The following is an 18,387-nucleotide window of genomic DNA, read 5'->3' as shown; positions in this document are numbered from 1 at the left end:
GTTGGGCGGGCTCATCCGCTTGCGGATCGCGGCTCGCACGGCGGCGTCATACGGCGGTTTCATCAGTCCTGGGTGGAGCCCCCGGGGGGCGGGCGGACCGAGGGGACAACTTCGCTGGGAGCGGGGGCTCCAGGGGGTTGTTCGAAGGGGTCGCATCTCCAGAGGCAGCGTTTGCGGACCTACGCCTCATCTTCAAAGCTCAAGTCACCTCCGCTTCGCTTCTCACACTCGCGCTCAACTTCAGACCAAGGGCCGTGACCACCTTCAGGATGGTGTCAAAGCTCGGACTGCGCTCTCCAGACAAGGCTTTGTAGAGGCTCTCCCGGGAAAGCCCCGAGTCTCTGGCCACCTGGGTCATCCCCTGGGCCCGCGCGATGTCGCCCAGGGCTTTGGCAATGAAGGCAGCATCTCCATCCGCCTCCTCAATGCAGGCTTCCAGGTAGGCCGCCATCTCCTCAGGTGTTCGGAGATACTCGGCGACGTCGTAGAGGGTGGTCGTGGTTTTCATCAGGTTTCCTCCGTCAGGTTGGCTGCCAACAGAAGGGCCTCATCAATGTCCTTGGCTTGTGAGCTCTTATCTCCGCCAGCCAAAAGGATGATCAACTTGTTTCCCCTCTGCAGGTAGTAGACCCTGTATCCAGGGCCGTAGTTGATCCGCAACTCCGACACGCCCGCCCCAACGGGCTTGACGTCACCAGGATTGCCACCGATGAGGCGCTCGATCCTGGCCAGAACCTTCGCTCGGGCCCTCAGATCACGGAGACCCGCAAGCCATCGGACGAACCGCTCTGTCTGGCGGGCTTCAACCATCCGACAACTGTAGCCTCTTGGCTACGAATGGGCAACGTTGCCTTGCTGGGTCACGACAAGGTCCACACATCCTTCGAACGCTCCAGATCAGAAGCGGGCAGTGAGTCTGGCATAGGCGATACCCTCCGCTCCCGCCTTCTGTATCTTGATGTTAGAAGGTCTACTCATTTGTAGACATCTCTTCTGTGGCCAACCTTCACAACGACGACAACTCGCGTTTCATCATCGACAGAGTAAATGACGCGATAGTTCCCTTGGCGAACTCGATAGAGCCTAGGTCTGCCCGCAAGCTTTTCAGCGCCTAGTGGGCGTGGCCGAGTTGCAAGTGTTTTGATCTTCTCAATCAATCGTTTGAGCGTTGACTTGTCTGATAAAGCCTGTAATTCTTTGGCGGCTGATGGCTTAATCGAGAGGCTATAGTCGACCACTATTCCTCAGACTTGTGACAAGCTCTTCGAAGCTAAAGCTTGGCTCATCTTGCCTCTGATCGGCATCTCTCAAATCATCAGCATCTTCTGCCAATGCCATTCGCACTGCTTCATTGACCATGTCCGATATTGACCGGCTACATGCAGCAGCTCTTAGGCGCAGTGCACGATGAACTTCCGCGTCGAAGTAGATGGTGGCCCGTTTTGTTTCATCCATGCTCCGACACTAGCCCCTTTGACGCCAAAACGTCAAGACGTTGAAGTGCCTGGCTTTCCCTTGATCCTTCTAACGCCCCAGATCAGAAGCGGGAAAGAAGCAACTGGCGAGAATGCAGCCTTCGCTCCCGTCTTCTGCATCTGGATGTTAGCTGTCTGATTGAGATGAACTGCTCATGATGTAGAAGCACAAATCACTTCACTAGCTGGAAATCGCCGGGCTTCCAGGTCTTGTCGAACCATGGCCGAAGCGGCCCGTAGAGACGCAGCAGAACGTTGTAGCTCTTGTCCGGCATCGTCTGGATCCAGTTACCCTCGTTGCCTTTCGGAGCCTTGGGTCCAAACCACACGGTATAGGAACCGTCGGAATTCGCCTTCAAAGACGGGTTGTTGCTGTCGAGGCCGGCCAGCTTTTGATCAGTCTCGAGCATCGAACGGTGCTGCCCGGAGTAGACCATGAACGACCAGAAGTTATTGACCGGAACCGGGCCCGGCAGTGTGACCGAATAGGTCTTGCCGCCATCGAGGTATTCGCCCGTAGAGTCCTGCGCGGCAAATGCGTAGACGGAGCCGGTGCCCACCTTTGGCGCGGCCATGGCCGGAGTAATTCCTGTTGCTACGTAGTGGAAGAAAATGCGGTCATCAAGTACGCGTTCCCCGTTGTTTAGAAACTCTGAGCTCATACCGGCAAACGGTGATGTCCACTTCCGATCCGGATAGAAGAATACGCTTTGCTTGCGCGGTGCAAAACTCAGGGCACGTGCGGTGGCATTTCCCACGGCAACCGCTTCGGTAAGGATTTTTCTCATTCGTGCGTCGGGCGCGAAGGGCTCGCCCTTTTTGATACCGATCGAGGCGAAGAGTCCGACTAGTTCCGGGTCAAATGAGTCGGCCGGCTCGTACTGGATGACAGCATTCAGTTCTTCGAAGAATTGAAAGTTGTTGGCGTGGACGGTGTTCATCTGCTTGCCCGACAAGTTCACGAAACGCTGTTGGGGTGGGCTGACCGCCTTCGCCAGCGGATACATCCGGAAGCGTGCCTTCACGCCATCGGCCGCAGACTTCAAATCGCCATCTTTGACGAACGCACGGAAGAACATCAAGTTACGGTAACTCGGTGTGCGCTGAACAAAGTAGCCTTCGGGAATGGCTCCTTTGTAGTCACGATGCACAAAGAGGTGCTTACCCCCTTTGCCCTGATCCGGACCGGTCGCACCGACATCCGTGACAAAGCGGAAATAAGCGTCATCAACTGGTCCTAAAACGCCTGGCGGGATAATCACGACGATAGGCCCATCTTTGACGTTTACCTCTGCCATGGCGTAAACGGTTGTTGAGTTAGGTGTTAGGAACAGAGATCGGGCATCCATCAGATTCTCGAAAATGCCTAGATCTCCCGGGCTGACACCTGCTTTCTTGAAACCTTCCAACAGCGCATAAATCGATGCAGCAGGTATGCCATCGAGGAAAGCTTGCGTGCCACGGGAAAAGTCAAGGAAATCGTAGGCCTTCTTGACGGTGGCTTTGCTCGGCATGCCGTCAACGAACTCAAGTTCGCCAAGAAGTTCTGTTTGAACCTTGTCCGGCGTTGTGACCGATGCCGGGACATCAGCCTTATATTTTGGTTCCTGTGCTGAAACCGAGGCAGACGCGGATAAAACTATCAAGGACGTGAGCGCGGAGCTTAAGCCAAGTCTGCTGAGTTTCATGGTAAGAAGTTCTGCTTCAGATTATGCTAAGGGATGACAGCTAACGCTGCCATCACCTGGCCGCAGCGAGCTCGGGCAGGAATCAGAAACGCCACGGATGCGGCTCAGGTGAATGGCATGGTTAGTTTGCGTCATGACAGTCATCCAACAACTCGCTGACCTCCGCCTTCAGCACGATCAGGTCTGAGTAGATAAGCCCGAAAACTGCATCGTCATCAACTGCTCCATAGTCATGAGCAAGCAGGTTTCGAAAATCAACGATCGCACGAGAATTGGATATGGAGCTAAACAGCGTTTCATCAAGGCTTCTGACCCTTCTAAGGGCCTCACCAATAATGATGAACTCTCGCTCGACAGCAGATCTCACGGCACGCGTGCTTCGGTAGTCCTCCAACGAGACGCCGCTCATGACGTCTTCAATCGAATTGCAGGCATCAAGGACATCCTGCAAATAGGCGGATTGATCACGCGCCATAAACCAGCTGCTTTGTACGATCAATCTCGCCTGCAATAACTTTATTCTTCACCGCTCCCTGCATCACCAAGTCAACGTCAGACTGAAAGATATTCCTGAACGCCTCGCGAGCGTCAAGGTAAACATGGAATCGCTTGGTGATATCCAGTGGGCCAAACTCAACAAGAAGGTCAATATCGCTCTCTCCAGGCCTAAAGTCCTCTCTCAAAGCTGAGCCAAAGACAAACAGACGCTCAATCCCATATCGCTTGCAAGCTGCGGCGATCTCCTCTAGCTTCTCGTCAATAAGGACTGACATGACACACCTCCTAAGCCCACTGTAACCTGAAACCCAGGCACCCCACCAAGAGAACCTGCATCAAGGGCTTTGCAAGGTCAAACTAACAGTATTTCGACGGGTCCGGTATCCACCCCCTGCCCAGTCCCAGTGGCCGCATAAGAACCCTAAGATCCCCCTATCCGATAGCTGAAATCCCTTCCAGCATAAGGCCCTTTCTGGCATTGCCCCATCCCTCACGGGAACTTAGGCAGATCCGAGAACCAAATGTTTATTTCGCTACAAAAGGTCTGCTGGGCTCATCACCCCACAGGGGCCGCGATTCAGCACATGCGTATAGATCATGGTCGTCTTCACGTCACTATGTCCAAGCAACTCCTGAATAGTTCGAATGTCATGGCCACGCTCCAGCAGGTGGGTGGCAAACGAATGCCGAAATGTGTGACAACTGGCCTGCTTGCTGATTCCTGCGCTAAGCATGGCTCTTTTCACGGCCTTCTGTATCAGGGATGGGTCGATGTGGTGCCTGCCTTCGGTTCGATTCTTCTGATCACGCCATCGATGAGCCTGCGGAAACACCCATTGCCAGGCCCACTCTGAAGCTGCGTTCGGATACTTGCGTCCCAGTGCCATGGGCAACATCACACGGCCCCACCCGGCCGCCAGATCCGCCCGGTGTATCTCCTGGACATCCAGCAGATGGGCCTGGATGGACTCCACCAGACTGGCTGGAAGCACGGTGACGCGGTCCTTATCACCCTTTCCGCTGCGGACGGTCAGCTGCCGGGTTTGGCAGTCCACATCCTTGACGCGTAACCGCAGGGCTTCCATCAGCCGCAGGCCGCTGCCGTACAACAGCTGCGCCACGAGCTGCTCGACACCTTCGAGCTGACTCAGCACCGCCTTCACCTCAGCCACCGTGAGCACCACCGGCAATCGCTTGCGCTGCCTGGCGCGAACCACCCCCTCCAGGTTCCCTACATCACCGCCCAGCACCTGCCTGTAGAGAAACAACAAGGCCGACAGCGCCTGGTTCTGCGTGGAAGCACTCACCTGACCCTCCGTAGCCAGATGAGACAGGAAGGCATTGATCTCCTCTTCGCCCATCTCCCTCGGATGCCGCATGCCGTGAAAGCGCAGGAAGCGTTTCACCCACTGGGCATAGCTGGTGATCGTGCGCCGGGCGTAATGCCTCACCTGCATCTCCTCCCGGAAACGATCCATCAGCCGTGGGCCTGAAGCCTGAGCCATGCGTTCAACGCACATCCACCTTCAGAGTTCCCCGCCCTGTCCCTCCCGCGCCAGCATCTGCTCCAGCTCCCGGCGCCATTCCCCTGCCGCCAACGCATGCCAGCGGCCATGGCCGGGGAGCAGCCAGCGCACGTCGAACTCCAGCAACCGCTCCACGGATCGCAGTTGCTCGTCCCAGTTCCACCAGCAGACCCGCCGTGAGGCCATCACCCCCGGCGGATCCACGCCCCACCAGAGATGGTCGCCGCTGAACAGCACCTGCCCGGCGAACAGCACCGCCACGGAGCCGGCCGTATGCCCTGGCACCGGCACCACCAGCAGGTCATCGTCAAGCGCCAGGGGGTTCGAGCCCTCGAAACGATGCTCCGCCTGCGGTGCCGCATCGGCATCAGCGCTGTGGATCCAGCGCTCGGCCCCGAAGTGCCTGGCCCAGGCGGCGTGGTCGGCCACATCATCGCGGTGGCTGAGCAGGATGCGGCTCACGCCTCCCAGGGCGTCGATCCGGCGGGCCAGGGGGGCGCTCCAGCGCGGGGAGTCGATCAGCACGTTGTTGGCGCGGCCATCGCTGCGGCGGCGGGTGATCAGCCAGCTGCTGGCCCCGAAGCTCCGGCGCGATGCCCAGCCGCAGTAGTGCACGTTGCCCTCAAGCCTGCTCGCCACCAGCGCCGGGAAGCCGTCGGCGGTCGTCTGCTCCAGCAGCTCCCGGGTGGCGCCGATCGCCGCCACCGGACAGGCCTGCAGCGCCAGCAACGCTGCGCGGGTCTCCGTCTTCCCGGCCGGCTGGGCCCGCACGTGCGATGTGCTGCCGGTGGGGGCGAAGTGAGCAGGATCGAACTGCCAGCAGGTGCCACAGTCGATGCAGCTGGCATCCACGTAGAAAGGACCAGCCACATTGGCGGCCAGGCGCTCGGCAGGACGGGCCACGCTCAGTCAGCAGCACCGCTTCAGCCTGGCGGGGACAGGCGTGCGGCGTCCGGGGATCCCCCGACTCGGCATACTTTCTCCATGACCAACTCCGGCACCGGCCTTGCCTTCGGCGGCAGCCCGATCACCACCCAGCTGGGCCAGCAGGGCCTGGGGCAACAGCCCTGGTGGGTGGAGCAGTGGATGGAGCTGATCAACTCCTACCGCTACAAGAAACGTCTCGAGCGCGCCTGGTCGTACGTGCGCGAGGGCAACGTGCTCTCGATCCGCTTCGAGGGGCGGCGGGTGCATGCCCGCGTGCAGGGCACCGAGGCCGATCCCTACAAGGTGAAGCTCTGGCTGGATGTCCTCAGCGACGACGACTGGGGCTACGTGCTCGAGGCCCTCGGCCAGAAGGCCCGCTGGTCGGCGCAGCTGCTGGCCGGCCAGATGCCCCAGGACATCGAGCGCGCCTTCGCCGCCAGCGGCCGCCGCCTGTTTCCCTTCAAGCTGCAGGAAGTGCGCAGCGAGTGCAGCTGCCCCGACAAAGCCAACCCCTGCAAGCACGTCAGCGCCGTCTACTACCTGATGGGTGATCGCTTCAGCGAAGACCCCTTCGTGCTCTTCCAGCTGCGCGGACGCTCCCGCGATCAGCTGCTGGCCGACCTGGCCAAACGCCGACGCAAGCAGCTGGCTGCAGCCGCCAGCGGCCAGCGCCGGGCCGCCGCCCACGTGCCGCACCCCGTCCACCCCGCCGTGAGCGACCCGAGCCGCTGGTGGTCGTACACCTCAGCGCTCGATCCGGATCTGGTGGTGATCACCCCGGCCATGGAGGGAGAGACCGGGCTCGATGAAGCCGGCGAGCTGCCCCTGGCCACCGAACCTCTGTTCCCCGAGGCCAACCACCGTTTCCTGAGCCTGCTTCAGGCCCAGGCCGGCCGGGTCAGCCAGCTTGCCCTGGCCCAGGCGATGGGAGGCGGCAGTGCCGATGCCGGTGACTGAGCCCGGCTCACCCCCCGGCGAAGCCCCCTGGCTCAGCCCCGGAGCGATCGAGCAGGCCACCTGGCTGCAACACTCCCACCAGCGGGCGTTCGGCCGGCCCCTGATCGCCGCCACCACCACCTCCAGCTCCAGCTGGCTGTGCTCCCCAGGCTGCCCAGAGCCCTCAAAGGGCGCTGCCCGTCAGCGGGCTCAGGAGCTGTTTGCCGCCTCCACCGTGGTGCTCGCCCACGACGGCAACGCTGAGCGCCTCGACCACGACCCCCGGCTGATCTACGCCAACCGCGCCGCCCTGGTGCTCTGGCACCGCCCCTGGGCTGAGATGGTGGGCATGCCCTCCCGGCTCACAGCCGAGCCCGCCGAGCGATCCGGCCGCGCCCGCCTGCTGGCCAGCGCCCGGGCCCAGGAAGCGATCAGCGGCTACACCGGCATCCGCATCGACAGCCACGGCCGCCGCTTCGTGATCAGCGGCGCCCGCCTCTGGACCCTGCGCGATCTCCAGGGGCGCGACCGCGGCCAGGCGGCCGCCTTCTCCAACTGGTGGTGGCTGCCGGAAGCACCCTTGCCGGTTCTCCCTCCAGCCCTGGTGTAGAGACCGACTTCTGGGGGTAGACCGTACCGAACCGGACGGTTTCTTCATCCCTTGATCTCATTTGGATCATCCACATTGGCTATGCGGGTGATCCGGAACCACCCGGAACTCTCATTAGTGAAGGACACCACCATGCTGACCCTGCGCCATTCCCCCTTTGATCTGCTCGAGCGTCTGGAGCAACAGGTCAACCAGGCCGAGCGTGTACCAGCTGCCGAAGTGCATGAAACCGATCAGGCCTACGAGGTCGTGCTCGAACTGCCCGGCGTCGACAAAGACTCGATCGAAGTGAAAGCCACCGACCGCTCCCTGCTGATCAGCGCCGAGCGCCGCTCCCAGACCAGCAGCGGCAGTGACGACGCCAAGGAAGGTGGTCCCATCCACAGCGAATTCCGCTATGGCACCTGGAGCCGCAGTTTCCGGTTTGCCATGGGCCTGCAGCGGGAGGGGATCGAAGCCCGCTACCGCGACGGCCTGCTCACCGTGACGGCCCCCAAAGCCCAGACCCACAGCACTGTGGTGGTGAAGGTGGAGAGCTGATCACACCGGAGAGCTGAGAGCAACGCCCAAGGCGTTGATCGAGACAAGAGGACCCAAGCCCCGGCCCCAGCGCCGGGGCTTTTTCTTGGGTCACGCGGACGGGAAAATCCCGGCCATGGATGGGTACACAACCGGGAATCGAATCAGATCAGGCCTGGTGGGGCAAGATCAGAACTTGTGCGCCCGAAGTGCTTCCACCGTAGAGATGTAGGTGATACACGAGTAATCTTCAAAGTATTTCTCCACCACCTTCTCCTGGATCTGATCAGCCAACTCACGGGACGACGTCAACACCTCAAATTTGATATTGGAAAAGGCGTGGGACACACTCGGCTCGCCCGTGGAGCGGACATTTCGGCTGCCTTGGCCTGCCGCCGCCAGAACGGTGTAGCCGCTGGCGCCAGCCTCCTTGATGATCTTGGCGATTTTCTTGAGCAGAATCTCTTCTGTGATGATGATGAGCTTCCAGACTTGCTGGCTCATGATGGTGGCCTCTGAGTGAAAGATGAATGAACAACTGGGCGAGCAAGCTTACGCACCAAGCATGGATTGGGCAATCCCGATGAAGAGCGGGATGCAGATGGCGATCGCCACTGGAGTTCCGATGGCGGTGGAAGAACCAATGTAGGAAGAAGGATTCGCCGAGGGAATGGCTGCACGAAGGGTGGGCGGGCCCGAGATGTCAGAGCTGGAGGCAGCGATCACAGCCAGCACCACAGCACCACCGATGCTGAAGCCGGTGATCTTGTGAATCACCAGGCCCATCCCGAAGGCCAGGAAGCCATGCAGGATCGGTGCAAAAAAGCCATAGATGGCAAACCACTGGGCAACCTTGCGCAGCTCATTCATACGCTGGGCGGCCTCCATCCCCATGATGATCATCAGAATCGAGAGGAAGCCCCGGAACAGCGGATTGAAAAAGCTCTCATACACAGGCTCAGGCTTGGTGGCAACGCCAAGAGCAACGCCAAGCAGCAACGCCGTAACCGCTGAACTCTGCAGACTCTCCTTGATAATCGTCCAGATCTCAACTTTGTCAGATGAGCTGCCAGCCTGTTGCCCTGTATAGATGCTCGCCACCACAATCGCTGTCACCAGCGCAGGGATGTCCATGAAGGGGTACAGGGCGGCGCTCCAGGCTTCGTACTCGATGCCTGCTGAATCCAACTGGGGAAGAACGGCGGCAAGAGTGGAACCACTCACGGCTCCGAACAGACCACCCGTGGCCACAGCATCGACGAATCGGATGCCAGATAGTTTCGCCAGAGTGAACCGAGCGATCAGCACGATGAGGATGCCTAGCACCACCGCCGCCAGGGCCGGCAGAAGCAGCTCAGTCAGGTTGGACTTACGAATGGCGATGCCGCCACTCAATCCAACCTTCAGCAGCAGAAAGAAGGTGATGAACTTGTAGATCGAATCCGGAATTTTCAGTTGGCTTCCCAGGGCGGCCACGACGATGCCACCGATCAGGAAGCCTAGCGTTGGAGACTGAACCTGCTTGAGAAAGAGCGTGAAAAAGTCGGACACCTTTGATCCTCTAGGTGGGCTTGAAGGAGAAAAACCAATGGCAGACAGAACGCTGCCTTTGGTCCAGGAATGAGGCGGAAAGCTGGAACCCAGATCCTCCTGGTGGAGGGGAACGGGCCAGAGACGGAGTCATCAGCACGGTGAGGTGAGCAAGAGAGTGAAGATGGCCTGACCAGCAGGATCACAGAGGAGGGGAAAAGATCCGCTGATCGAAAATCAAGTCAACCGTGATGAGTGGGCCACTGGAAGCCCGGAAATAAACCCCTAGTCCTCAAATTACGGGAGAGAATTTGGCCTGGAATTGAGTCCGCAAAGCCTAAGGCCTGACTGCCGAAATGCGTCCATTGAGGCCTACAGCATCTCAGATTGGATGCATAAGGCAGTGTGATCAGCGCGAAGTGCTGTGGTGGCCCCAACAGCAGAGTGAGTCGTTTTGTTCTGAGTTACTCCAACCAACCGGCCCGAACCACTGATCCTGGAGATCCCGGCCCCGCCAGACACTCCGTTCAGGGATTGCACCAGGGGCAGTGCATCGGATCAGCCTCTCGCCGGCCATCCCGCCGTGGCTTGATTTCGGTATGGCCGCAGGATGAACACCCCAAGCGCTCCTGAGCAACCAACGGCGTGGCCGTACCACAACTGCGGCAGGGCAACCCGGCGATGGTCTCAGTTCGCCCCCAGCCTGGAGAACCGCAGGCCTGGCACTGCTGCCGCAACCGCCGCACCAGCTGGAAGCCGAGCCGGCGGATGCTGGCCATGCGGGTGGGATTGCAGTGGGCCCGCATATCGGTGTCCAGCTGCACCGCGCCATCGGCTGAGCCGGCGGCGCAGCGCCTGATCGCATCCTCCAGGGCGGCGGCGGTGCGGATCCCCTTGAGGCAGGGGCCGCCGCCCGGCGGTGCCGGGCGGGCCATCAAGGCATGGCTTGGGAACTGCACCCGCTGCAACCAGTTGCTGAGCCCGGCGGTGGTGAGGTCCGCCGGCTCCACCGTTCGGCTCGAAAAGGTGGTGCGCAGGTCGAGCAGCTGCTCCACCACGGTGAGCTGGCGTTCCTGATCCAGGAACACCAGCACTTCCTGGCCCGCGGGCAGGAAGGGCATCGCCGGGTGGGGGCCGAAGCTGCCCTCACTGGCCAGACCCAGCCGCAGGCCGGAGGCCTCAAGGCCAAGAGCTGCCTTACGCACGCAGGTGCTCAGCGGGTCTGCCGCACGCTCGATCTCACCGCTGAAGGTGCCGAGCTGGTCGGTATCGCAACCGCAGACCACCAGCTCGGCCCCCAGGCCATGAAAAAAGGGACGAGCGAGAACCCGCTCCTTGCCGTGGAGCGTGGTGAGACAGACCCTCCGGCCCGCATAAACGGAACCCGTGGCCATGGGCCTCAGGTGGGCTGGGTCACCGGCTCCTGCTGACCACCGATCACCAGCCGCAGCAGGATCGGGGCCAGGAAGGTGGTGCCGATCACCATCAGCAGGATCGCGGCCTCCAGGGATGGGGTGAGAATGCCGGCCTGGGTCCCGAGCCCCAGGAAGATCAGGCCCACTTCACCACGGGGCATCATCCCCAGACCCACCACGAGGCGATTGGTGGGTTCCTCGGTGCTGTAGGTCCAGCCCGCCGCCACCTTGCCGGCCACGGCCACCACCAGCAGGAAGAGGGCCACCACCAGGCCTTCCCGGTTGGCGGGATCGAAGGGGTTGAGCACCGAGAGGTCCATGCCCGTGCCGATCAGCACAAAGAACACCGTGGCGAACAGGGCCACCAGCGGCTTGACGGCCGTGTCGATGTCGTGGGTGTGCTTCGAGGCGCTGAGGATGAGGCCGGCGGCGAAGGCGCCGAGCGCTGCTTCCAGGCCGATGGCCTGGGCAGCGAAGCAGCAGAGGGTGAGCACCACGAAGCTGGCCACCGCCACGTCGCCGGGGGCCTTGAGCCGGTCCACCACCCAGTCGAAGGCTGGGGCAGCGGTGCGGCTGAGGAACAGAGCCGCCGCTACGAAGATCACCGCCGCTGTGCAGAGCTTGAGGATGGGACCCACGCTGAAGGCCCCGCCACCTGCCAGGGAGACCACCACCGCCAGGATCACGATGCCGAGGATGTCGTCGAGAACGGCAGCACCGATCACGATCTGCCCCTCCTTGCGCTTCAGCCACTGGAGCTCGCCGAAGACGCTGGCGGTGATGCCGATCGAGGTGGCGGTCATGGCCGCCCCGGCGAACACGGCGGGAATGAAGGGCACGTGAAAGAAGTAGTAGAGGCCAGCGGTTCCCAGGGCAAAGGGCAGCACCACGCCGGTGACCGCCACGGAGCCGGCCTGGACCCCCACCGCCATCAGTTCACCGAGTTCACTCTCGAGGCCGGTCAGGAACAGCAGGGCGAACAGGCCGATCTGGGACACCGCCTTGAGGTTGGGGAAGGTTTCGATGTAGATCGATTCCACGGTGGCGGGGGTCACATCCGCCAGGGACGCCACCAGGCCGAGCACCGCACCACTGAGCTGGGCCTGGGCCTCGGGGGGCACCACCAGGTGCAGACCGGAGACCCCGATCAAGACCCCGGCGACCAGTTCGCCCAGAATGGTGGGAAGCTGCAGGCGGACCATCAGCTCGGCGATGGCGCGGGCCGCCACGAAAATCACGAGAAACCGGCCAACCCCGATCAGGGTTTCAGCCACTTCAACCTGGTGGCTGCCGATTTCCATCAGCAGCGCTGGCAAAACATCCATCAAGTGCAGAAGAGGTGGCCAGCAGTTTTAGATGGAAATGCCCACGTTTGGCTGATTGCCAGCCCCCAGAACCACAGGAGCCTTGATCGCAGCAATCAGCGCCGGTGATCAATCGAGCCATCCAGCCTGACTTCCAGGCTGTGCATGGACAGCTGACTCAGGCCGTGGGGTTCGGGCAACCGGGCTTGGCCGGGGACAACCCTCTGCTTCCGGTGATGGTCAGCGATGCGGCTGGATCATCCCTGTGGTGGAACCGTCCTGCTGACGCAGCCGCGCCCTGATGGCTGCCATCAGTTTGTCGAATCGTCCTGGCCTGGCCCCGGGAGCCTGTGGAGCCAAGAAAGTCCCCACGGCGTTTCTAGAGTTGTTGCCCACGCAGACGTCGTCGATGACTGTCGCCACCGCTGCACCTCAACGCCTCTCGCTCCAGTGCGAGGCGATCGGGCCTGACACCACCACGATCCGCTCGCTCGACTGGGACCGCAGCCGCTTCGACATCGAGTTCGGCCTGCGCAACGGCACCACCTACAACGCCTTCCTGGTGCGGGGTGAGCGCACCGCCCTGATCGACACCAGCCACCTCAAGTTCGCGGGCACCTGGCTGCCCCTGCTCGAGGAGCAGATCGATCCGCTCGCGATCGATCACCTGATCGTGTCCCACACCGAGCCGGATCACAGCGGCCTGATCGGCCACCTGCTGGAGCGAAACCCCGAGATCGAGATCGTGGCCTCGAAGGTGGCGATCCAGTTCCTGGCCGACCAGGTGCACCGGCCCTTCCGCAGCCGCGCCGTGAAGAGCGGCGAGGAGCTCGACCTGGGCACCAACCCATCCAGCGGCGTGCAGCACCGCTTCGAGTTCCTGAGCGCCCCCAACCTGCACTGGCCCGACACGATCTTCTCCTTCGATCACGGAACCGGCATCCTCTACACCTGCGATGCCTTCGGGCTGCACTACTGCAGCGACGACATCTTCGACGTGGATCCCGGCGCGATCGCCCCCGATTTCCGCTTCTACTACGACTGCCTGATGGGACCCAATGCCCGCAGCGTGCTGCAGGCCCTCAAGCGCATGGACGCCCTGCCGCCGATCCGGATGATCGCCACCGGCCATGGCCCCCTGCTGCGCGACCATCTGGGCCTCTGGACCGGGGACTACCGCGAGTGGAGCAGCCAGCGCAGTGCCGGCGAAACCTATGCCGCTGTCTGCTATGTGAGCCAGTACGGCTTCTGCGACCGTCTCAGCCAGGCGATCGCCCGCGGGATCGGCAAGGCTGAAGCGCAGGTTCAGCTCGTCGACCTGCGCGCCACAGACCCCCAGGAACTGGCGGCCCTGGTGGGCGAGGCCAGCGCCGTGGTGGTGCCCACCTGGCCGGCCAAGCCCGATCCTGAACTGCAGCAAGCGATCGGCACCCTGCTGGCCGCCCTGAAGCCCAAGCAATGGGTGGCGGTCTACGACGCCTACGGCGGCAACGACCAACCGGTCGACAGCGTGGCCGCCCAGCTTCGGACCCTCGGCCAGAAGGAGGCGTTCCAGCCGCTGCGCATCCGCCAGGTGCCCGACGGCAACGACTACCAGCGCTGCGAGGAGGCCGGCACCGACCTGGGCCAGCTGCTCACCCGCGCCCGCACGATCGCGGCGATGAAGTCGCTCGATGGCGACCTCGACAAGGCCCTCGGTCGCCTCAGCGGCGGGCTCTACATCGTGACCGCCCGCCAGGGGGAGCGCAGCAGCGCCATGGTGGCCAGCTGGGTGAGCCAGGCCAGCTTCGATCCGCCAGGGCTCTCGATCGCCGTGGCCAAGGATCGGGCGATCGAAGCCCTGATGCAGGTGGGCGACCGCTTCGTGCTCAACATCCTGCGTGAGGACAACCACCAGGAGCTGCTGCGCCACTTCCTCAAGCGCTTCCCCCCCGGGGCCGATCGATTCTCCGGTGTGGCCACCCTCGATGGGGTCTCCAGCGGCGGCCCGGTACTGGGGGATGCGCTTGCCTTCCTGGGCTGCCGGGTGGCCCAGCGGATGGAGGGTCCCGACCACTGGATCATCTATGCCGAGGTGGAGGAGGGCACGGTGGCCGACAGTGAGGCCACCACCGCCGTGCACCACCGCAAGGTGGGCAACCACTACTGATGGCCTCTTCCTCTCCCGCCGCGCCCGCCACCGCAGCAGCGGCGGCAGACCGGCGTGTGATCGTGCTGCCGATCGAGTCAGGCCTGGTCTGCCTGCGGGGCCTCAGCCCCAACCGCCTCCGCTTCGAAGTGGAGTACGGCCTGGAGCGAGGCACCACCGCCAACGCCTTTCTGTTCGAGGCTGGCGCCACCAGCTCAGGTGCCATGGTGCCGCCGGTGCTGGTCCATCCACCGGGGGCCTCGTTCTCCGGTCCTTTCCTGGAGCGGCTGGGCGAGCTGGTGCCGGCGGACGCGGCGCTGAAGGTGGTGGTGGGCCACCTCAACCCCAACCGGGTGGCCCTGCTGCGGGAACTGGCGTCGCGCTGGCCGGCCCTGATGCTGGTGGCCTCCAACGCCGGCGCCCGGCTGCTGGAGGAGCTCTGGAGCCAGCGAAAGCCCACTGCCGCCGATGCGGAGCCGGAGCCGCCGCTGCCCCCCCTGCCCCCGATCGATGTGGTCAAGCAGGAGGTCAGCCGTGAGCTGGCGCAGGGGTTACGCCTCAGCCTGATCCCCACCCCCACCCCCCGCTGGCCCAGCGCCCTGGTGGCCTTTGAGGAGCGCACGGGCCTGCTGATGAGCGGCAAGTTCTTCGCCGCCCACCGCTGCAGCGAGGGCTGGGCCGAAGCCAACCGCGACAGCACCGAGGAAGATCGCCGCTACTTCTACGACTGCCTGATGGCACCGATGGCCCGCCAGGTCGAAACGGTGGTCGACCGCCTCGATGAGCTGCCGATCCGCACGATCGCGCCCGGCCATGGCCCGGCGATCAGCGAAAGCTGGCGCAGCCTGCTGGCCGACTACCGCCGCTGGGGGGAGAGCCAGGAGAAAGCCCAGCTCTCGGTGGCCCTGCTCTATGCCAGCGCCTACGGCAACACGGCCGCCATCGCCGACGCCCTGGCCCAGGGGGTGGCGCGCACTGGAGTGCGGGTCGAGAGCCTGAACTGTGAATTCGCGCCCCCCGAGCAGCTCCTGCAGACCATCCGTGGCTGCGACGCGCTGATGATCGGCTCGCCCACCCTCGGGGGCCATGCCCCCACACCGATCGTCTCCGCCCTGGGCACCCTGCTGGCGGAGGGCGACCGCGACAAGCCGGTGGGCGTGTTCGGCAGCTTCGGCTGGAGTGGTGAGGCGATCGACCTGCTGGAAAGCAAGCTGCGCGACGGTGGCTTCCGCTTCGCCTTCGAGCCGATCCGGGTGAAGTTCAGCCCCGACGGTGCGACCCTCAAACGCCTCGAGGAAACCGGCACGGCCCTGGGCCGAGAGCTGCAGCAGCGCCACAAACGCCAGAAGCGGGTGGCCGCCGGTGGCCTGAGCGAAAGCCGCAGCAACCCGGCCGTGCTGGCCCTCGGGCGGGTGGTGGGTTCCCTGTGCGTGCTGACCGCCCGCAAGGGTGAAGGGGAGGACGCCCTGTCGGGGGCCATGGTGGCCAGCTGGGTCAGCCAGGCCAGCTTCAACCCACCGGGGTTCACCGTGGCGGTGGCCAGGGACCGTGCTGTCGAAGCGCTGCTGCACGTGGGCGATGGGTTCGCCCTCAATGTGCTCGCCGCAGGCCGTGAAAGCGGCCCGATGAAGCAGTTTCTGCAGCCTTTCCCCCCTGGCGCCGATCGTTTCGCCGGCCTGGAGCTGGAGAACAGCCCGGGGGGGCAACCGGTGCTGCCGGAAGCCCTGGCCTGGCTGGAGGCGCGGGTGAGCCAGCGGATGGAATGCGGCGACCACTGGTTGATCTACGCCGAAGTGAGCCACGGTGCCCTGCTGGATGCCTCCGGCACCACCGCCGTGCACAAGCGGCGCAGCGGGGCCAATTACTGAACCAACCACCCACACAACAGCGACAACCCTGGCCGGTCAGGGGAGCGCAGAAGGGAATGAACAGATCGATGCATTCGGCATGGATCGTTCAGGTGGCCCAGCCGTGACTTCGTAGCTGTTGCTCCCAACCCAATGGGCATGAGCACCAACACTGGAGGGGCACTCACGATTTCGTTTTCGAATGTCAGCCTCATTATCTGCCACTCTGATGGCGGCGAAAAAGGCCAAGGGCATCACCTTCGCCCAGCTCGAGCAGTCTCTGGGGCGCGACGAAGTCTGGATTGCGTCCCTCTTCCACGGGCAGGCTACGGCCTCGCCAGAGGAAGCAGCTCAGCTGGCCGAGATTCTTGGCCTGGATGCCACCACGACCGCGGCCATTCAGGACTATCCCACGAAGGGCTCCCTGGATCCAGTGATTCCGACCGACCCGCTGATCTATCGCTTCTACGAGATCATGCAGGTGTATGGAATGCCTCTTAAGGATGTGATTCAGGAGAAGTTTGGAGATGGCATCATGAGTGCTATCGACTTCACGATTGAGGTGGACAAAGAGGAGAATCCATCCGGCGATCGCGTCCAGATCACGATGTCTGGGAAGTTCTTGCCCTACAAGAAGTGGTAACGGCTTGAACAAGCTCTCATGAAACTAGCCGGGCAGCTTCACACTGCCCGGCCTTTTTGATGATCGATGCCTACGGGGTGAGACCAGATCCCTTGATGAAGCTGCGATCAGCGAGCTCCAAGCTCGGCGGCCAGCTCCCTCTCCAGTTTTTCATCATGCTGAGGTGGCAGCACATTGCTGATCGGCGAGCGGTGCGTGCTGTAGAAGAGCATTCCGATGAAGACCATCCCTCCAACGATGTTGCCGATCGTCACGGGAAGATAATTCCAGAAGGCCACCTGGGCGAAGCTCACGCCGGAGCCCAGCATTGGACCAGTTGTGTGCAGAAACATATTGACCACGATGTGCTCCATGCCAAGGGCCTGGAAGGCCGTGATCGGCAGCCAGCAGGCAAGGATCTTTCCGGGCACACTCTTGCTGACCAGGGCCATGGTGACGCCGAGACACACCAACCAATTGGCGATGACTCCGCGCAGAAAAGCCAGAAAGAAGCCCAGGGCTCCAAGATTCTGATACTTCACGATCACGTTGGCCTTGTTCAGTCCAATGATCTTGTTGGCGACGGCGACCCAGTCACCTGTACCTGAAGCCAGATCCGCAGTGCCGCCACTGGTCAGGCTGATGGCAAACAGGATGCCCACCAGGCCAGTACCGAGGAAATTACCGATCCAGACCCAGATCCAGTTGCGGAAGGTTTTGCTCCAGGTGGTCTTTCCGGCCCATACCGCCATCGGAAGAAGGGCAAAGTTGCCGGTTACCAACTCCATGCCGAACAGCACGATGCTGGCGAATCCGAACGGGAAGATGAGAGAGCCAATCCAGGGGATCCCGGTCTGGACCATGATGGTCAGAGCAAGGCACAAAGCCAAACCAAGGACAGATCCGGAATAAAAACCTCGCAGCAGAAGGTTTTTGATGCTCACCCCGGATTTCTTGCCCCCAGCAAGAATCATGCCGTCGACGAGCTCGTTTGGTAATACGTAGTCCATGGATTTGCTGACGTTTGTGGTTGAACTGGCCCGACAAAGCCGTGAAACAGCTTGACGGCAGATGATTGAGATGAGCTGAACGGGGGACACCCGCTGGATGCTGGTCGGCAAAAAGCCCAATTCGCCTGCGCTGGCAAAGGCCAGGGAGGGCGAATGAAACGCAATATGCTTAGAAGCGCTTCAAAAAAATGCGCGCTTGTATATAAATAATTAATCCACAGACACCGCTCGTCTTCGGTAACAGCGGCTACGAGGTGTGTATCTGATGACATGGTCCGCCCTTGGACTGTGAGCCTCAGCTGCGGTGACTCGTTGAATCCACCATCGCTGCCACCGGCAGAGACCGGGCCGG

Annotated in this window: 19 protein-coding genes; 6 read left to right on the top strand and 13 right to left on the bottom strand. The window is 62.2% G+C overall.

Annotation, left to right across the window (positions count from 1 at the left end; translation table 11 throughout):
- Positions 1-199: 199 nt before the first annotated feature.
- The 8 genes from FPZ61_RS06885 to FPZ61_RS06850 all read right to left on the bottom strand — a co-directional run bounded on the left by FPZ61_RS06885 (position 200) and on the right by FPZ61_RS06850 (position 6,090).
- A complete protein-coding gene (locus FPZ61_RS06885; RefSeq protein WP_221629825.1) occupies positions 200-508 on the bottom strand; it encodes an addiction module antidote protein in 309 nt (102 codons plus the stop codon).
- Positions 508-810: a type II toxin-antitoxin system RelE/ParE family toxin gene (locus tag FPZ61_RS06880; RefSeq protein ID WP_185464902.1), complete on the bottom strand. Its 303-nt coding sequence runs from the start codon at positions 808-810 to the stop codon at positions 508-510. The genes FPZ61_RS06885 and FPZ61_RS06880 overlap by 1 nt, the downstream gene beginning before the upstream one ends.
- 164 nt (positions 811-974) lie before the next feature.
- Positions 975-1,238, bottom strand: coding sequence for a type II toxin-antitoxin system RelE/ParE family toxin (locus FPZ61_RS06875; protein ID WP_185464901.1), 264 nt, complete (start codon positions 1,236-1,238; stop codon positions 975-977).
- Between the two features lie 410 nt (positions 1,239-1,648).
- Positions 1,649-3,163 carry a DUF1254 domain-containing protein gene (locus FPZ61_RS06870; protein WP_185464900.1) on the bottom strand — a complete coding sequence of 505 codons (1,515 nt, stop codon included), beginning with the start codon at positions 3,161-3,163 and terminating at the stop codon, positions 1,649-1,651.
- A 121-nt stretch (positions 3,164-3,284) separates the two neighbouring features.
- Positions 3,285-3,638: a DUF86 domain-containing protein gene (locus FPZ61_RS06865; protein WP_185464899.1), complete on the bottom strand. Its 354-nt coding sequence runs from the start codon at positions 3,636-3,638 to the stop codon at positions 3,285-3,287.
- Positions 3,628-3,936, bottom strand: a complete 309-nt coding sequence (locus FPZ61_RS06860) for a nucleotidyltransferase family protein (protein ID WP_185464898.1) — start codon at positions 3,934-3,936, stop codon at positions 3,628-3,630. The genes FPZ61_RS06865 and FPZ61_RS06860 overlap by 11 nt, the downstream gene beginning before the upstream one ends.
- A gap of 258 nt (positions 3,937-4,194) precedes the next feature.
- Positions 4,195-5,166, bottom strand: coding sequence for an integron integrase (locus tag FPZ61_RS06855; RefSeq protein ID WP_185464897.1), 972 nt, complete (start codon positions 5,164-5,166; stop codon positions 4,195-4,197).
- Between the two features lie 21 nt (positions 5,167-5,187).
- Positions 5,188-6,090, bottom strand: coding sequence for an MBL fold metallo-hydrolase (locus FPZ61_RS06850; protein ID WP_185464896.1), 903 nt, complete (start codon positions 6,088-6,090; stop codon positions 5,188-5,190).
- An 81-nt stretch (positions 6,091-6,171) separates the two neighbouring features.
- On the opposite strand from FPZ61_RS06850, the gene FPZ61_RS06845 reads away from it, so the two are divergent.
- The 3 genes from FPZ61_RS06845 (at position 6,172) to FPZ61_RS06835 (ending at position 8,200) form a co-directional block, all read left to right on the top strand.
- Positions 6,172-7,071 carry an SWIM zinc finger family protein gene (locus tag FPZ61_RS06845; RefSeq protein WP_185464895.1) on the top strand — a complete coding sequence of 300 codons (900 nt, stop codon included), beginning with the start codon at positions 6,172-6,174 and terminating at the stop codon, positions 7,069-7,071.
- Positions 7,058-7,660: an MEKHLA domain-containing protein gene (locus tag FPZ61_RS06840; protein ID WP_185464894.1), complete on the top strand. Its 603-nt coding sequence runs from the start codon at positions 7,058-7,060 to the stop codon at positions 7,658-7,660. Before FPZ61_RS06845 ends, FPZ61_RS06840 begins: the two co-directional genes overlap by 14 nt.
- A gap of 132 nt (positions 7,661-7,792) precedes the next feature.
- Entirely contained in the window at positions 7,793-8,200 is a 408-nt protein-coding gene (locus tag FPZ61_RS06835; protein ID WP_185464928.1) for an Hsp20/alpha crystallin family protein, read from the top strand.
- A gap of 168 nt (positions 8,201-8,368) precedes the next feature.
- Here FPZ61_RS06835 and FPZ61_RS06830 read toward each other — a convergent pair whose 3' ends face one another.
- The 4 genes from FPZ61_RS06830 to FPZ61_RS06815 form a co-directional block, all read right to left on the bottom strand.
- Entirely contained in the window at positions 8,369-8,683 is a 315-nt protein-coding gene (locus FPZ61_RS06830; protein WP_185464893.1) for a hypothetical protein, read from the bottom strand.
- A gap of 48 nt (positions 8,684-8,731) precedes the next feature.
- Complete coding sequence (locus tag FPZ61_RS06825; protein WP_185464892.1) at positions 8,732-9,730, bottom strand: sodium-dependent bicarbonate transport family permease; 999 nt, start codon at positions 9,728-9,730, stop codon at positions 8,732-8,734.
- A gap of 506 nt (positions 9,731-10,236) precedes the next feature.
- Positions 10,237-11,103 carry a DUF6671 family protein gene (locus FPZ61_RS06820; protein WP_185464891.1) on the bottom strand — a complete coding sequence of 289 codons (867 nt, stop codon included), beginning with the start codon at positions 11,101-11,103 and terminating at the stop codon, positions 10,237-10,239.
- Between the two features lie 5 nt (positions 11,104-11,108).
- On the bottom strand, positions 11,109-12,449 hold the full coding sequence (locus tag FPZ61_RS06815; protein WP_185464890.1) for a cation:proton antiporter: 1,341 nt from the start codon (positions 12,447-12,449) through the stop codon (positions 11,109-11,111).
- A 388-nt stretch (positions 12,450-12,837) separates the two neighbouring features.
- Between FPZ61_RS06815 and FPZ61_RS06810 the strand changes: the two genes are divergently transcribed.
- From FPZ61_RS06810 to cynS, 3 genes are all read left to right on the top strand, one after another.
- On the top strand, positions 12,838-14,577 hold the full coding sequence (locus tag FPZ61_RS06810; protein WP_185464889.1) for a diflavin flavoprotein: 1,740 nt from the start codon (positions 12,838-12,840) through the stop codon (positions 14,575-14,577).
- Entirely contained in the window at positions 14,577-16,424 is a 1,848-nt protein-coding gene (locus tag FPZ61_RS06805; protein WP_185464888.1) for a diflavin flavoprotein, read from the top strand. The genes FPZ61_RS06810 and FPZ61_RS06805 overlap by 1 nt, the downstream gene beginning before the upstream one ends.
- A gap of 181 nt (positions 16,425-16,605) precedes the next feature.
- Positions 16,606-17,046, top strand: a complete 441-nt coding sequence (gene cynS / locus FPZ61_RS06800; RefSeq protein WP_185464887.1) for a cyanase — start codon at positions 16,606-16,608, stop codon at positions 17,044-17,046.
- 107 nt (positions 17,047-17,153) lie between these two features.
- On the opposite strand, the gene FPZ61_RS06795 is transcribed toward cynS, so the two are convergent.
- Positions 17,154-18,035: a formate/nitrite transporter family protein gene (locus FPZ61_RS06795; RefSeq protein WP_185464927.1), complete on the bottom strand. Its 882-nt coding sequence runs from the start codon at positions 18,033-18,035 to the stop codon at positions 17,154-17,156.
- Between the last annotated feature and the right edge of the window lie 352 nt (positions 18,036-18,387).

Source organism: Synechococcus sp. BSA11S, assembly GCF_014224355.1.
In the GTDB taxonomy this organism is placed as follows: Bacteria; Cyanobacteriota; Cyanobacteriia; order PCC-6307; family Cyanobiaceae; genus Regnicoccus_A.
This window is presented reverse-complemented; position numbering and strand designations above follow the sequence as displayed.

What these genes read in the sequence shown, in the direction of transcription:
- FPZ61_RS06885 (WP_221629825.1), bottom strand. Translation starts at nt 508, where the DNA reads ATGAAAACCACGACCACCCTCTACGACGTCGCCGAGTATCTCCGAACA.
- FPZ61_RS06880 (WP_185464902.1), bottom strand. Translation starts at nt 810, where the DNA reads ATGGTTGAAGCCCGCCAGACAGAGCGGTTCGTCCGATGGCTTGCGGGT.
- FPZ61_RS06870 (WP_185464900.1), bottom strand. Translation starts at nt 3,163, where the DNA reads ATGAAACTCAGCAGACTTGGCTTAAGCTCCGCGCTCACGTCCTTGATA.
- FPZ61_RS06865 (WP_185464899.1), bottom strand. Translation starts at nt 3,638, where the DNA reads ATGGCGCGTGATCAATCCGCCTATTTGCAGGATGTCCTTGATGCCTGC.
- FPZ61_RS06860 (WP_185464898.1), bottom strand. Translation starts at nt 3,936, where the DNA reads ATGTCAGTCCTTATTGACGAGAAGCTAGAGGAGATCGCCGCAGCTTGC.
- FPZ61_RS06855 (WP_185464897.1), bottom strand. Translation starts at nt 5,166, where the DNA reads ATGGCTCAGGCTTCAGGCCCACGGCTGATGGATCGTTTCCGGGAGGAG.
- FPZ61_RS06845 (WP_185464895.1), top strand. Translation starts at nt 6,172, where the DNA reads ATGACCAACTCCGGCACCGGCCTTGCCTTCGGCGGCAGCCCGATCACC.
- FPZ61_RS06840 (WP_185464894.1), top strand. Translation starts at nt 7,058, where the DNA reads ATGCCGGTGACTGAGCCCGGCTCACCCCCCGGCGAAGCCCCCTGGCTC.
- FPZ61_RS06835 (WP_185464928.1), top strand. Translation starts at nt 7,793, where the DNA reads ATGCTGACCCTGCGCCATTCCCCCTTTGATCTGCTCGAGCGTCTGGAG.
- FPZ61_RS06830 (WP_185464893.1), bottom strand. Translation starts at nt 8,683, where the DNA reads ATGAGCCAGCAAGTCTGGAAGCTCATCATCATCACAGAAGAGATTCTG.
- FPZ61_RS06820 (WP_185464891.1), bottom strand. Translation starts at nt 11,103, where the DNA reads ATGGCCACGGGTTCCGTTTATGCGGGCCGGAGGGTCTGTCTCACCACG.
- FPZ61_RS06815 (WP_185464890.1), bottom strand. Translation starts at nt 12,449, where the DNA reads ATGGATGTTTTGCCAGCGCTGCTGATGGAAATCGGCAGCCACCAGGTT.
- FPZ61_RS06810 (WP_185464889.1), top strand. Translation starts at nt 12,838, where the DNA reads ATGACTGTCGCCACCGCTGCACCTCAACGCCTCTCGCTCCAGTGCGAG.
- FPZ61_RS06805 (WP_185464888.1), top strand. Translation starts at nt 14,577, where the DNA reads ATGGCCTCTTCCTCTCCCGCCGCGCCCGCCACCGCAGCAGCGGCGGCA.
- cynS (WP_185464887.1), top strand. Translation starts at nt 16,606, where the DNA reads ATGTCAGCCTCATTATCTGCCACTCTGATGGCGGCGAAAAAGGCCAAG.
- FPZ61_RS06795 (WP_185464927.1), bottom strand. Translation starts at nt 18,035, where the DNA reads ATGGACTACGTATTACCAAACGAGCTCGTCGACGGCATGATTCTTGCT.